Origin of the sequence: Arthrobacter sunyaminii, from assembly GCF_018866305.1 — a bacterium.
GTDB classification, from domain to species: Bacteria; Actinomycetota; Actinomycetes; order Actinomycetales; family Micrococcaceae; genus Arthrobacter_B; species Arthrobacter_B sunyaminii.
Genome location: NZ_CP076456.1, coordinates 3,877,856 through 3,890,932, shown reverse-complemented (window position 1 = coordinate 3,890,932; position 13,077 = coordinate 3,877,856). Strand labels below are relative to the sequence as shown.

General features: G+C 66.5%; 11 protein-coding genes. 9 read left to right on the top strand and 2 right to left on the bottom strand.

Annotation, left to right across the window (positions count from 1 at the left end; genetic code table 11):
* Positions 1-62: 62 nt before the first annotated feature.
* The gene (locus tag KG104_RS17815; RefSeq protein ID WP_207348163.1) at positions 63-1,748 is read left to right on the top strand and encodes a formate--tetrahydrofolate ligase; all 1,686 of its coding nucleotides are present in this window, start codon (positions 63-65) and stop codon (positions 1,746-1,748) included.
* Positions 1,749-1,782: 34 nt separating this feature from the next.
* Here KG104_RS17815 and KG104_RS17810 read toward each other — a convergent pair whose 3' ends face one another.
* On the bottom strand, positions 1,783-2,868 hold the full coding sequence (locus KG104_RS17810) for an inositol-3-phosphate synthase (RefSeq protein ID WP_104160013.1): 1,086 nt from the start codon (positions 2,866-2,868) through the stop codon (positions 1,783-1,785).
* 175 nt (positions 2,869-3,043) lie between these two features.
* Between KG104_RS17810 and KG104_RS17805 the strand changes: the two genes are divergently transcribed.
* The 4 genes from KG104_RS17805 (at position 3,044) to KG104_RS17790 (ending at position 7,685) form a co-directional block, all read left to right on the top strand.
* Positions 3,044-4,519, top strand: coding sequence for a glycosyltransferase family 87 protein (locus tag KG104_RS17805; RefSeq protein WP_207348164.1), 1,476 nt, complete (start codon positions 3,044-3,046; stop codon positions 4,517-4,519).
* Complete coding sequence (locus KG104_RS17800; protein ID WP_207348165.1) at positions 4,516-5,961, top strand: phytoene desaturase family protein; 1,446 nt, start codon at positions 4,516-4,518, stop codon at positions 5,959-5,961. The genes KG104_RS17805 and KG104_RS17800 overlap by 4 nt, the downstream gene beginning before the upstream one ends.
* A 67-nt stretch (positions 5,962-6,028) precedes the next feature.
* Complete coding sequence (locus KG104_RS17795) at positions 6,029-7,336, top strand: hypothetical protein (protein WP_207348166.1); 1,308 nt, start codon at positions 6,029-6,031, stop codon at positions 7,334-7,336.
* 79 nt (positions 7,337-7,415) lie between these two features.
* Positions 7,416-7,685, top strand: coding sequence for a hypothetical protein (locus tag KG104_RS17790; RefSeq protein WP_104053452.1), 270 nt, complete (start codon positions 7,416-7,418; stop codon positions 7,683-7,685).
* 24 nt (positions 7,686-7,709) lie between these two features.
* Here KG104_RS17790 and KG104_RS17785 read toward each other — a convergent pair whose 3' ends face one another.
* The gene (locus KG104_RS17785; RefSeq protein ID WP_104053451.1) at positions 7,710-8,030 is read right to left on the bottom strand and encodes a putative quinol monooxygenase; all 321 of its coding nucleotides are present in this window, start codon (positions 8,028-8,030) and stop codon (positions 7,710-7,712) included.
* Between the two features lie 113 nt (positions 8,031-8,143).
* Between KG104_RS17785 and KG104_RS17780 the strand changes: the two genes are divergently transcribed.
* The 4 genes from KG104_RS17780 to KG104_RS17765 all read left to right on the top strand — a co-directional run bounded on the left by KG104_RS17780 (position 8,144) and on the right by KG104_RS17765 (position 13,068).
* On the top strand, positions 8,144-9,826 hold the full coding sequence (locus tag KG104_RS17780; RefSeq protein ID WP_207348167.1) for an ABC-F family ATP-binding cassette domain-containing protein: 1,683 nt from the start codon (positions 8,144-8,146) through the stop codon (positions 9,824-9,826).
* 14 nt (positions 9,827-9,840) lie between these two features.
* Entirely contained in the window at positions 9,841-11,067 is a 1,227-nt protein-coding gene (locus KG104_RS17775) for an MFS transporter (protein ID WP_207348168.1), read from the top strand.
* 85 nt (positions 11,068-11,152) lie between these two features.
* Complete coding sequence (locus KG104_RS17770) at positions 11,153-12,226, top strand: ATP-binding cassette domain-containing protein (protein ID WP_207348169.1); 1,074 nt, start codon at positions 11,153-11,155, stop codon at positions 12,224-12,226.
* Positions 12,223-13,068 carry an ABC transporter permease gene (locus KG104_RS17765; protein ID WP_104160018.1) on the top strand — a complete coding sequence of 282 codons (846 nt, stop codon included), beginning with the start codon at positions 12,223-12,225 and terminating at the stop codon, positions 13,066-13,068. Before KG104_RS17770 ends, KG104_RS17765 begins: the two co-directional genes overlap by 4 nt.
* The last annotated feature ends 9 nt before the right edge of the window (positions 13,069-13,077 follow it).

Here is a 13,077-nt window from a genome sequence, read left to right as displayed (position 1 = left end):
GCTTGGTGATACGCCACCACCGTCGATGAAGACCACCGGCGGGAACCGGAAGGACCGCAATGATGCGCGCAGCCGCTGACATGACCAGCGATTTGGAAATCTCCCGCCGGGCCGTGATGAAGCCCATTACGGACATCGCCCGTGCAGCCGGCATCCCCGAAGAAGCCCTGGAACTGTACGGACGGTACAAAGCCAAGATTGACCCGGCACTGGTGCCCGCACGCAGCACCCGCGGGAAGGTGGTGCTGGTCACCGCCATGAGCCCCACCCCGGCCGGAGAAGGCAAGTCCACGGTCACCGTCGGACTGGGCGATGCACTGGCCAAAGCCGGAGCAAACACCGTCATAGCCCTGCGCGAACCTTCACTGGGGCCGGTACTGGGCATGAAGGGCGGAGCCACGGGCGGCGGCTGGTCGCAGGTGGTGCCCATGGAGGACATCAACCTGCACTTCACCGGCGACTTCCACGCCATCACCACCGCCAACAACGCGTTGACGGCGTTGCTGGACAACCACATCTACCAGGGCAACGAGCTGGGGATCGATCCGCGCCGGATCACCTTCCGCCGCGTCATGGACATGAATGACCGCTCGCTGCGGGACATCGTGATCGGCCTGGGCGGCCCGGTGCAGGGTGTGCCGCGCCAGGATGGTTTCGACATCACCGTGGCTTCGGAAATCATGGCCGTCTTCTGCCTGGCCCGCGACCTCGCCGACCTCAAGGAGCGGCTGGCCCGCATCACAGTGGGATACACCTACGACCGGCGGCCGGTCACGGTGCGGGATCTGGGCGTGGAGGGCGCACTGACACTGCTGCTCAAAGACGCCGTGAAACCGAACCTGGTCCAAACCCTCGCCGGGACGCCGGCGCTGGTCCACGGCGGCCCGTTCGCCAACATCGCACACGGCTGCAACTCCGTGATCGCCACCGAACTGGCCCGCACCGTCGGCGACATCGTGGTCACCGAGGCGGGCTTCGGCGCCGACCTTGGCGCCGAAAAGTACATGGACATCACCTCGCGGGCCGCGGACGTGGCCCCGGACGCCGTCGTCCTGGTGGCAACGATCCGTGCCCTGAAGATGCACGGCGGCGTGCCGAAGGACCGGCTGAGTGAGCCGGACTTCGCCGCCCTGGAGGCGGGAACGGCCAACCTGCGCCGGCACATCCGCAACATCGCCAGGTTCGGCCTGAGCCCCGTCGTGGCGGTGAACACCTTCACCACGGACACGCAGGAAGAGGTGGACTGGCTGCTGCAGTGGTGTGCAGGCGAAGGCGTCGCCGCGGCCGCAGCCGATGTCTGGGCCAACGGCGGAGGGGAAAGCGGGGGTGATGCGCTGGCCGCCAAGGTCCTGGAAGCCCTGGAGGAACCGGCGGATTTCCACCATCTGTACCCGTTGGACGTGCCGGTCGAGGAGAAGATCCGGACGGTGGTCCGGGACATTTACGGAGCCGACGACGTGGAGTTTTCCCTGCCGGCCCTGCGCCGGCTGGAGGAAATCAAGGCCGGGGGATGGGACTCGCTGCCGGTGTGCATGGCCAAGACCCAGTACTCCTTCTCGGACAACGCGGACCTGCTCGGAGCACCGACCGGTTTCACCGTGCACGTGCGGGACCTGATCCTGAAGACCGGAGCCGGATTCGTCGTCGCACTCACCGGTGCCGTAATGACCATGCCCGGACTGCCGAAGGCTCCGGCAGCAATGCGCATGGACGTTGCCGCGGACGGCACGCCCTCCGGCCTCTCATAACCGGCGGGCGTGCCGCAACGGGGAAGCGCCGGGCTTAGCGCTCCACCTCGCCGCGGATGAACTGCTCCACCTTTTCCTTGGCAATGTCATCGTTGTACTGCTCCGGCGGGGACTTCATGAAGTAGCTCGACGCCGAGAGGATGGGCCCGCCCACACCCCGGTCCAGCGCAATCTTGGCCGCCCGGATGGCATCGATGATGACACCGGCGGAGTTGGGGGAGTCCCAGACCTCCAGCTTGTATTCCAGGGACACCGGAGCGTCGCCGAAGTTGCGGCCCTCAAGGCGCACAAAGGCCCACTTGCGGTCATCGAGCCAGGCAACGTAGTCCGAGGGGCCGATGTGGACGTCGTCGGCCTTCAAATCGGCTGAGGTATTGGAGGTGACGGCCTGCGTCTTCGAAATCTTCTTGGACTCCAGGCGCTCACGCTCAAGCATGTTCTTGAAGTCCATGTTGCCGCCGACGTTCAGCTGGTAGGTGCGGTCCAGCACCACGCCGCGGTCCTCGAACAGCTTGGCCATCACGCGGTGCGTAATGGTGGCGCCGATCTGGCTCTTGATGTCGTCACCGATGATCGGCACGCCGGCAGCAGTGAATTTATCCGCCCACTCCTTGGTACCGGCAATGAAAACGGGCAGGGCATTCACGAAGGCAACACCGGCGTCGATGGCGCACTGGGCGTAGAACTTGGCAGCCTGCTCGGAACCGACGGGCAGATAGCAGACCATCACGTCAACGGCGTTGTCCTTCAGCGCGGCAACAATGTCCACCGGCTCGGCGTCGGACTCCACGATGGTCTCGCGGTAGTACTTGCCCAGGCCGTCGAGGGTGTGGCCGCGCTGCACGGTGACGCCGGTTTCCGGAACATCAGCGATCTTAATGGTGTTGTTCTCGCTGGCGCCGATGGCGTCGGCCAGGTCCAGGCCAACCTTCTTGCTGTCGACGTCAAAGGCGGCGACAAACTGCACGTCATTGACGTGGTAGCTTCCGAACTCCACATGCATCAAACCAGGGACCGTCAGGTCCGGATCTGCATCGCGGTAATACTGCACGCCCTGCACCAGCGATGCCGCACAGTTTCCCACACCAACGATTGCGACCCGAATGGGGTTCTTAGCCACGGTTCTCCTTTGAAGACGAGTTATCAACCGCCGCACCTGCGGCGGCAAGACCGGGCCCAGTCTACGGCCTCTACCCAAGCAATTAGTGTTTGGCATCACAGCTTCGCGCAGCGGCGGCGACTGCGGTGCCGTCCGGCACCCGGAGAAGCCGGGGCGGAGCGGCATACTGGTAACCATGGAGCCCAAGCCCCGACGCCAGCCGCTGCGGATAGTGGTGCCCAGCCGCAATGACCCGCTGCTGCGCGAACTCACCGAGGGCATTGGCGGTCCGCTGGGCCGCCACACCGCCCCGGGCATCGTGACGCCCGGGTTCTTTACCGTGGAGCGGGTCCTGATCCTGCTCACCACGGCAGCAGCTCTGGTGGCGGTGCTGGTGAAAATGCCGTGCCGCACCGGCGGCTGGACCGCACCGACCCACTTCTATCAGGCCTGTTACTCGGACTGGCCGGTCCTGTTCGACTCCCGCGGTCTGGCGCAGGGCGTTTTTCCCTTCCTGACCCCGGACGCCGCCTTCGAATACCCCGTGCTGCTGGGGCTGCTGGCGGGCGCCGTTGCCCTGCTGGTGCCCGACGGCGGATCGCAGGAACGCGCGCTGGCCTACTTTGACGTCAATGCGGTCCTGGCGGTCCTGGCCTGGATCGGCACGGTCATCGCGACCATGCGGATGGCCAACCGCAGGCCCTGGGACGCTGCCATGGTGGCGCTGGCCCCCGCCATGATCCTGTCGGTGTTCATTAACTGGGACGTTTGGGCCGTGCTGCTGGCGGCGCTGGGCATGCTGGCTTTTGCGCGCAGCCGCCCGGTCCTAGCCGGAGTGCTGCTGGGTCTGGGGGCGGCGCTGAAGCTCTATCCGGTGCTGATCCTCGGCGCAGTGCTGGTTCTGGCACTGCGGACCGGGCGGCTGCGCCCGGCCTTCCAGGCAACGGGCGCAGCTGCGGCCGCATGGCTGGTGGTGAACGTTCCGTTCATGGTTGCCGACTTCACCGGCTGGAAGTTCTTCCTGACCTTCACCGGGGAGCGGCCTGCGGGGTATTCCTCCGTATGGTTTGCGTGGAACGTGCTGGCGGAGCGGTGGGGGCAGTCGCAGGCGGATTCAGGGTTCATCAATTTCTGGGCCTATTTCCTGTTCACCGCGGCCTGCGCGGGCATTGCACTCCTGGGACTTGCCGCTCCGAGGCGGCCCCGGCTGGCGCAGCTGGCGTTCCTGATTGTTGCCGCCTTCATCCTGACCAACAAGGTGTATTCGCCCCAGTTTGTCCTGTGGCTGATTCCGCTGGTGGCGCTTGCCCGTCCCAGGTGGAGAGACTTTCTGGTCTGGCAGTTCTTCGAAGTGCTCCACTGGTGGGCCATCTGGATGTATCTGGGCGCGCAAACCTCCGGCGGCTCCGCCCAGAACAACATCGACGCCGCCTACTACGTGTGGGCCGTGGCCGGGCACGTGCTGGCCACGGCCTGGCTGATGTCCCAGGTGGTCAGGGACATCCTGGTGCCCGCCCGCGATCCGGTGCGTCGGCTGAACATCGATGATCCGCAGGGCGGGCCCTTCGACCACGCACCCGACCGGTTCCGGCTGCGCCGCAGGATCAGCGGCACGTCAGCTGGGGAAGCCGGCACCCGGACATCCACTCCGAAGGAAGCAGGAACACCATGACCGATGTCGCGGTGGTCGGTTCCGGGCCCAACGGTCTGGCGGCTGCGGTCATCATGGCCCGTGCGGGGCTGTCGGTGCAGGTTTTCGAAGCGGGGCCAACGGCCGGCGGCGGCAGCCGCACCAAGGAACTGCTGGAGCCCGGCCACCGGTACGACGTGTGCTCGGCCGTGCATCCCATGGCCCTGGCGTCCCCCTTCTTCCGCCGGTTTGAACTGGCCGACCGCATCAAGCTCACGGTGCCGGAGATCTCCTATGCGCATCCTTTGGACGGGGGCGACGCCGGACTGGCCTACAAGGACCTGGAACGCACCGTCGAGGGGCTGGGGGCAGACGGGCCTGCCTTCCGTAAGCTGATGTCGCCGCTGGTCCGGCGCAGCGAAGCCATCACCGAGCTGTTGATGTCCCCGCTGATCCGGGGCTACCGGCAGCCCGGTGCGGCACTGGCGTTCGGCCGCGCCGCCCTGGACCAGGGCACCCCGTTGTGGAACACGCGGTTCACCGCCGATAAGGCGCCGGCCCTGCTCACCGGAGTCGCCGCCCACCCGGTGGGACGCATGCCCTCACTGCCGTCGGCCGGCGGCGGCCTGCTTCTGGCCCTGCTCGCCCACACCGTGGGCTGGCCGGTGCCCGACGGCGGATCCCAGGCAATTGCCGATGCCATGGTGAAGGACCTGCAGGCACACGGAGGAGAGCTGGTCACGGACCACCGGGTGTCCTCACTCGATGAGGTCCGCGGCGCCAGGACCGTCCTGCTCGACGTTTCCCCCAGGACCCTGCTGGAGCTCGCCGGACCGGAGCTGCCGGGACGGTATGCGGGAGCGCTGGAGCGGTTCCGGTACGGCAACGCGGCCTGCAAGGTGGACTTCATCCTCTCCGGCCCGGTGCCGTGGGCCAACCGGGAAGTGGGACGGGCCGGAACGGTGCACCTGGGCGGGCGCCGCGCCGAACTTGCCGCCGCCGAGGCGCAGGTCGCGGCGGGAAAGCATCCGCACAAGCCCTACGTCCTGCTGTCCCAGCCCAGCACCTTCGATTCCTCCCGGGCACCGGCGGGCCGCCATATCCTGTGGACCTACTGCCACGTTCCGGCCGGTTCCACGGTGGACATGACCGAAGCCGTCACCGCGCAGATTGAACGGTTCGCACCCGGCTTCCGCGACGTCGTCGTGCGCTCGCAGGTGACGACGGCGGCGGACCTGGAGCGCTACAACGAGAACTATGTGGGCGGTGACTTTGGCGGCGGCGCAGTGAGCCTGTGGCAGATGGCGGCGCGCCCCGTACCGGCAGTGAATCCATGGCAAACGCCGCTTCCGGGGATCTATCTCTGCTCGGCGTCCACGCCGCCGGGACCCGGGGTCCACGGTATGGGAGGCTTTCATGCCGCCGGGCTGGCACTGCGCCGGCGGCATGCCCTGCCGATGCCGGACCTAGGGGTAAACAGCTGACGCCGCTGCAAGCTTGTATGTTTAAATCCAGCGGAACCCCGCTCACGCTCTGCAGAGGGAATGGACCATGCACAACCAGGACAACGGGGAGCCGGCGAATCCGGACACCCTCGTCCCGCCTCCCGTAACCGGGCGCCTGAGCCCGCGCTGGTGGCTGGCAGTGCAGTCGGCACTGATTGCCTACGGCCTGACCCTGGGCGCCGCCCTGGTGACCATGGCGCTGCTGGTCCTGGGATTCTTCCTGGGCGGGGCGGGTGCCCTGAACGCCATGAATGATTCGGCCGGCAGCATGGGGGCCAGGCTTGACGGTCCCTCGGCCCTAGCGATCTATCCCTTTTTCCTGGCCGCGATGGCGCTGGGCGGAACAACGGTCCTGACAGTGTCCTCCACCGTAACGGACTTCGGCGCGCCGCTGGTCAGCGTGTGGGTGGGGGTTCTTCCCCTGGCGCTGACAGCTGTGGCAACGGCATCACTCTGGCGTCTTGGCCGCCGCGCGGAACGTAAGGCGGCACTGGAATCAGACGGGGCCCGCTGGCTTTACGCAGGACTCACGGGACTGGCGCTGGCTGCCTTCTCCGTGCTGCTGAGCCTCCTGGTTTCACTGCGCGGAACCACTGACACCGGTGACGCGTTCCTGACCGCTGCCTCACCGAGCCTGGTGGCCGGCGCCGTGCTGCTGGGGACGGCGGCCAGCTGGGCGGGACGGAAACGCGAGGCCGGTACGGAGCTTCGCTGGTTCAGGCGGGCTGAAGCAGCGCTGCCGGGACTTCGGCCGGCGCTGCGCCTGGCCGGCTGCCACTATCTTGCCTACACCTGCGTGATCGGCCTGGCGCTGCTCGTCACGGCCCTGGTGCACGGCGGGGCTGCGGTGGCCTTCGCCGCACCGCTCTGGCTGCCGACAGCGTCGGCCTGGGCCTTCGCCACCGGCCATCTGTCCGCTGTGGCGAACCTGGGGTTGCCGCTGTCGGGACTCTTTCCGCTGACCGTGGGCGACCTGCCCGTCTGGGCCAGTGCCGCCGTCGGAGTCCTGGTGCTGCTGCTGGCCACGGCGGCGGCAGTCCTCTGGTCCCTCAGCCGGGGCCGTAACCGGGGGGAGCCGGCAGGGCAGGAATCATGGCTGACCCTGCCGGCGGTTTTCGGTCTGGGCGGCGCGGTGCTGTCCGTCATCAGCCTCGTGGCGGCGGGACAGGGCACCGCCGGGGGCAGCGGCTTCGGCCCGGGAGCAGGAACCGTTGGCCCCGCCTGGTGGACGTTCCTGGTCATGGCCGCCTGGGGTTTGGTGATCGAAGCGGGCTCGCGGACACTGGCCCCCCAGCTGGGGCACCTGGTGCCGCGGCGGATGGCCGCATTCTTCAGCGGGACCCCCGGGAACTGACACCGTCCGCCCGTGACCTGGCCTGCATCCCTTGCGCTCAGGACCCCGGCATGGGCAACTGGAACCAGGAGGTTTACCGATGACCGTGCACCTGAACAACCACCACCGGGACACCCTGGACGAGATCCTGCGGCATCCCACCAGTTCCAACATTGAGTGGAAGCGAGTCCGCTCCCTGCTGGAGGCCGTGGCCGACACCACCCGGGAACACAACGGCAAGTATGAGGTTACCCTCGCCGGTGAAACCGACTATCTGGAGCCTCCGCGGGGCAAGGACATTGACGAGCAGACCGTTGTGGACCTGCGCAAAATGCTGACCCGGGCCGGATACACGCTGGACACCAAGTAGGATCCGCCGGCCCGTGGCCGGTGGCTACTCGACGGTCAGTTCACCCATCCGGGACCAGTCTTCGCCCTCGATGACCGTGTTGATGATCTTCGGAGTCTCGACCAGCGCCTGGACCATATCCTTCATGGCCTGCTGGAAGTGGTCGCTGCCCACGTGAGCCTCGGCGGCGTCGTCCTTGAAGGCTTCCACGAGGACAAACTCGTTGGGGTTTTCCAGGCTGCGTGACCAGTCGAACCACAGGTTGCCGGGCTCGGCACGGGTGGCGGCGGTGAAATCTTTGGTCAGTTCCGGCCAGCGCTCCACCCATTCCGGCTTGACGTTGAACTTGACGGTAATGAAGATCATCTTCGCTCCTTAGCGGGGTATTTCCGGCGTGTCCCGGGCGGAGACACGCGGCCTTCATCCTAGGCACGTCAGGGCCGCGGCTGTCCATCCCGGCGGGATGGGAGGATGGAAGTGTGGCACACCTCGACGTATCCAACATTGACTATTTCCTCTCCGACGGCAGGCAGCTGCTCAACGGCGTCAGCTTCAAGGTGGGGGACGGGCACAAGACGGCCCTGATCGGACCCAACGGCACCGGCAAGACCACCCTGCTGCGCATCATCGCCGAGGACATGAAGGCCGACGAGGGCACCGTGTCCAAATCCGGATCCATGGGCATCATGCGCCAGTTCGTGGGCCAGGTCCGCGATGACAGCACGGTCCGGGACCTTTTGGTCTCTGCCGCCCCGCCGGCGCTCGCCGCGGCCGCCAAAGCCGTGGATGATGCGGAGCTGGCGATGATGGAGCACGACGACGAGCCCACCCAGATGCGCTACGCCACCGCCATTGCCGACTGGGGAGACGCCGGCGGCTACGAGCAGGAAACCGTCTGGGACGAGGTCACCATGGCGGCCCTGGGCATGCCCTTTGACCGCGCCCAGTACCGCAAGGCCTCCACCCTGTCCGGCGGCGAACAGAAACGCCTGGTCCTGGAGGCACTGTTCTCCGGCCCGGATGAGCTGCTGCTGCTGGATGAGCCGGACAACTATCTGGATGTTCCCGGCAAGCGCTGGCTGGAAGCCAAACTCGCTGAGTCCAAGAAATCCGTCCTGTTTGTCAGCCACGACCGGGAACTGCTCGACAACGCCGCCACCCGCATCGTCACCCTGGAACCGGGCATCAACGGCGCGTCGGCCTGGATCCACGGCGGCGGCTTCAGCAGCTATGTCACGGCGCGCGAGGACCGCAACGCTCGGTTCGAGGAACTGCGCCGGCGCTGGGATGAGGAGCACCTCAAGCTCAAAGAGCTCGTGAACATGTACAAGAACAAGGCGGCGTTCCGCTCCGACATGGCCAACCGGTACCAGGCCGCCCAGACCCGGCTGGCCAAGTTCCTCGAAGCGGGTCCGCCCGAGGCCCTGCCGATTGAACAGAACGTCAAGATGCGCCTGCGCGGCGGACGCACCGCCAAACGGGCCGTCGTCGCGCAGAAACTGGAGCTGACCGGGCTGATGAAGCCGTTCAGCACGGAAATCTGGTTTGGCGACCGGGTGGGCGTGCTCGGCTCCAACGGGTCCGGAAAGTCCCACTTCCTGCGCCTGCTGGCCCTGGGCGGCACCGACCCGGACAAGGAACACGAGCCGGTGTCCGAGGTGGAAATCTCTCCCGTTCCGCACGAGGGTTCCGTCAAGCTCGGCGCCCGCATCCGGCCGGGGTTCTTCGCCCAGACCATGATGCGCCCGGACCTGCTCGGAAAAACCCTGCTGGACATCCTGCACCGCGGTGATGAACACCGCTCCGGCCTCGGCCGCGAAGCCGCCGCCGGAGCCCTGGACCGCTACGGCCTGGCGGCGTCCTCCGAGCAGAAATACGACTCGCTTTCCGGCGGGCAGCAGGCGCGGCTGCAGATCCTGCTGCTGGAACTCTCCGGTGCCACGCTGCTGCTGCTTGATGAGCCCACCGACAACCTGGACCTGCACTCCGCCGAAGCCCTGGAAAAGGCCATCGAGGCGTTCGAAGGAACCGTTCTGGCCGTCACCCACGACCGCTGGTTCGCCCGCAGCTTCGACCGGTTCCTGGTGTTCGGTTCCGACGGGAAGGTCTATGAATCCGAGACTCCGGTCTGGGATGAGAAACGCGTGGTCCGCGCGCGGTAGGGGACAATATTGCCGTGACCGAAAAGAACCCGACTGACACTGTCCAAAGAGAGACTGCCCTCAACAAGGCACTCATTGCCGTTTTCGTGGTTTTCGGCCTCAACGGCCTTGTCTTTGCCAGCTGGGCGGCCCGCATTCCCGCCGCGGCCCAGGACCTCGGTATTGGTGCGGCCGGCGTGGGGCTGCTGCTGCTGTTCTCCGCGATCGGCTCGGTAACGGCCCTTCCGCTGGCCGGTTCGGTGGCACAGCGGATCGGCACCGCCGGCACTGTGCGTGCCGGCGGGATCACGACGTCGGCCGCATCCCTGATCATCGCCGCGGGACTGTACCTGGGGTCGATTCCGCTGACGGCCGTGGGTTTGCTGATCTTTGGCGTCGGCATTGCCGGCTGGGACGTTGCGATGAACCTGGAGGGCGCGGACGTGGAGCGCCGGCTTGGCCGGAACATCATGCCTAAATTCCACGGGGCGTTCTCCGGTGGTTCCTTTGTGGGCGCCCTGATCGGCGCCGGCCTGTCCGCTCTGGGTATCTCGCTGTCCCTGCATCTGCTGGCCATCCTGACCGTGGTCTGCATTGCGGTGCTGATCGTGCCGCGCAACTTCCTGCAGCTGTCCCATGCCGTCCACGGCACCGACGGTACCGGCGCGGCTGTGAAACCCTCCCGCTTCGGCGCCTGGAAAGAAGGACGTACGCTGCTGATCGGCGTCGTGGTTCTGGGCGCGGCGCTGACCGAAGGCGCCGCCAATGACTGGGTGGCCAAGGCGACCGTGGACGGGCTGGGAAGCAGTGAGTCCGCCGGCGCCGTAATGTTCGCAACCTTTGTGGCCGCCATGACTCTGACGCGCTGGTTCGGCGCCCGGCTGATCGACCGGATGGGCCGCGTGCCGGCATTGCGGATCTGCATGGGCGCGTCCCTCGTGGGCCTGCTGCTCTTTGTCCTGGCACCCAACCTTCCCCTGGCCGCGCTTGGCGCCGTCCTGTGGGGAATCGGCGCAGCGCTGGGCTTCCCGATGGGCATGTCGGCCGCCGGCGAGGACCCGGCGCACGCTGCGGCCCGGGTGTCCGTTGTCTCCACCATCGGCTACTCGGCCTTCTTCATTGGCCCGCCGGTGCTCGGCTTCCTGGGCGAACACTGGGGAATCCGTAATTCCCTGCTGGTGGTGGGCGCAGCCATGCTGCTTTCCATCATTTTTGCGCCTGCCGCCGCCGAGCAAAAAAAGGTCTCGATCCAGGAGCCCTGATCAGCCGGCCGGGTCTTGCTCCAGCGGACCGGAGCTGTCCGCAATAGGGGTTCCGAACGCTGACCGCACGGTTTACCTTCGGACGATGTCCACTACCCCCAATTCTTCTTCGGGGCTGCCCGGCCCCGTTCAGGGCCTGATCCGGGCACAGGGAGTCACGAAGGTTTATTCCTCCAAATCGGGTCCGGTCCGTGCGCTGGACGGCCTGGATATCTCCGTGCCGGAAGGTACCGTCATGGCCCTGCTGGGCCCCAACGGTGCCGGGAAAACCACGGCCGTCAAAGTCCTCACCACCCTGATCAAACCCGACGCCGGCACACTGAGCATTGACGGTATCGACGTGCTGGCCGACCCCAAGGAAGTGCGCCGCATCATCGGCGTCTCAGGCCAGTACGCCGCCGTCGATGAAAACCTCACCGGCCAGGAAAACCTGCGGATGGTGGGCCGGCTCTACCACCTGCCCGCCAAAGAGGCCCGGACACGGGCCGCGGAATTGATCGACATGTTCGAACTGACGGATGCCGGCAACCGGCCGGTGAAAGGCTATTCCGGCGGCATGCGCCGCCGCCTGGACCTGGCCGGCGCCCTGGTCAACAGCCCCCGGGTCCTGTTCCTGGATGAACCGACCACCGGGCTGGACCCGCGCAGCCGACTGGCCCTGTGGCAGGTCATCAAGGACCTCGTTGCCGCCGGCACCACGCTGCTGCTGACCACTCAGTATTTGGAGGAGGCAGACCAGCTTGCCGACGCCGTGGCCGTGATCGACCGCGGTGTAGTAATCGCCGAGGGCACCTCGGACCAGCTGAAGTCCCGGATTGGCGGTCACAGTGTTGCGGTGGCCCTGATGGACGGGAACGACGCCGGCGCGGCACGGGAAATACTCGCCCGGCACGGATCCGCTGCACCCCACACCGCTGATGACGGCAGGACCCTGGAGGTGGCGGTTCAGAACGGCCCGGCCTCCCTGCAGCTGGTTCTGGCGGACCTTCAAACCCAGGACATTGGACTGCACGACGCCGGCATCCGGCGGCCCACCCTCGATGACGTGTTCCTGCAGCTGACCGGCCGGCCGGCGGAGGAGGAACAGGAACCGGAGGAGCCGTCCACCGCTGAAGGACACGGCAAGGCAGCCCGGCACAGGGAAGGAGCGCGCCGATGAGTGCCGCCGCAACCAGGCTTCCTGCAGCCGCCGCCCGCGGTAACTCGGCCGCGGCCAACTGGGCCGGTGACGGCTGGACGGTCACCAAACGGAACCTGATCAAGATCAAGCGCTCCCCGGACATGATCATTTTCGCCGTCCTGCAGCCGGTCATGTTCGTGCTGCTGTTCAGCCAGGTTTACGGCGGATCCATCAACGTCGCCGGCACGGACTATACGCAGTACCTGATGGCCGGGATCTTTGCGCAGACCGTGGTCTTCGGCTCCACCTTCTCCGGTGCCGCCATGGCCCAGGACTTGAAGGAGGGAATCATCGACAGGTTCCGCACCCTGCCCATGAGCCCCTCCGCAGTACTGATCGGACGGACCAACTCGGACCTGGCGCTCAACGCGATTTCGGTGCTGATCATGATGGGCACGGGGTTACTGGTGGGCTGGCGGGTCAATACGTCCTTTGCGTCCTTCCTGGCCGCCGTGGGGCTCCTGCTGCTTTTCTCCTACTCCTTCAGCTGGGTCATGGCGCTGCTCGGCATGACCGTGCGCACCCCCGAAACCATCAACAATGCCTCCTTCATGATCCTGTTTCCCATCACCTTCATTTCCAATGCGTTCGTGCAAAGCTCCACGCTGCCCACGCCGCTGCGCATTTTCGCGGACTGGAACCCCGTCTCAGCCCTGGTCCAGGCCGTCCGGGAGCTGTTCGGAAACCTGGGAACCACCCCGGTGCCCGACACCTGGCCCATGCAGCACGCGGTGGCCACGGTGCTGATCGGATCGGCGGTAATGCTGCTCATCTTTGTTCCGCTTGCCGTGAGGAAGTTTGAGTCCGTGAGTTCCCGGTAGGAACCCCAG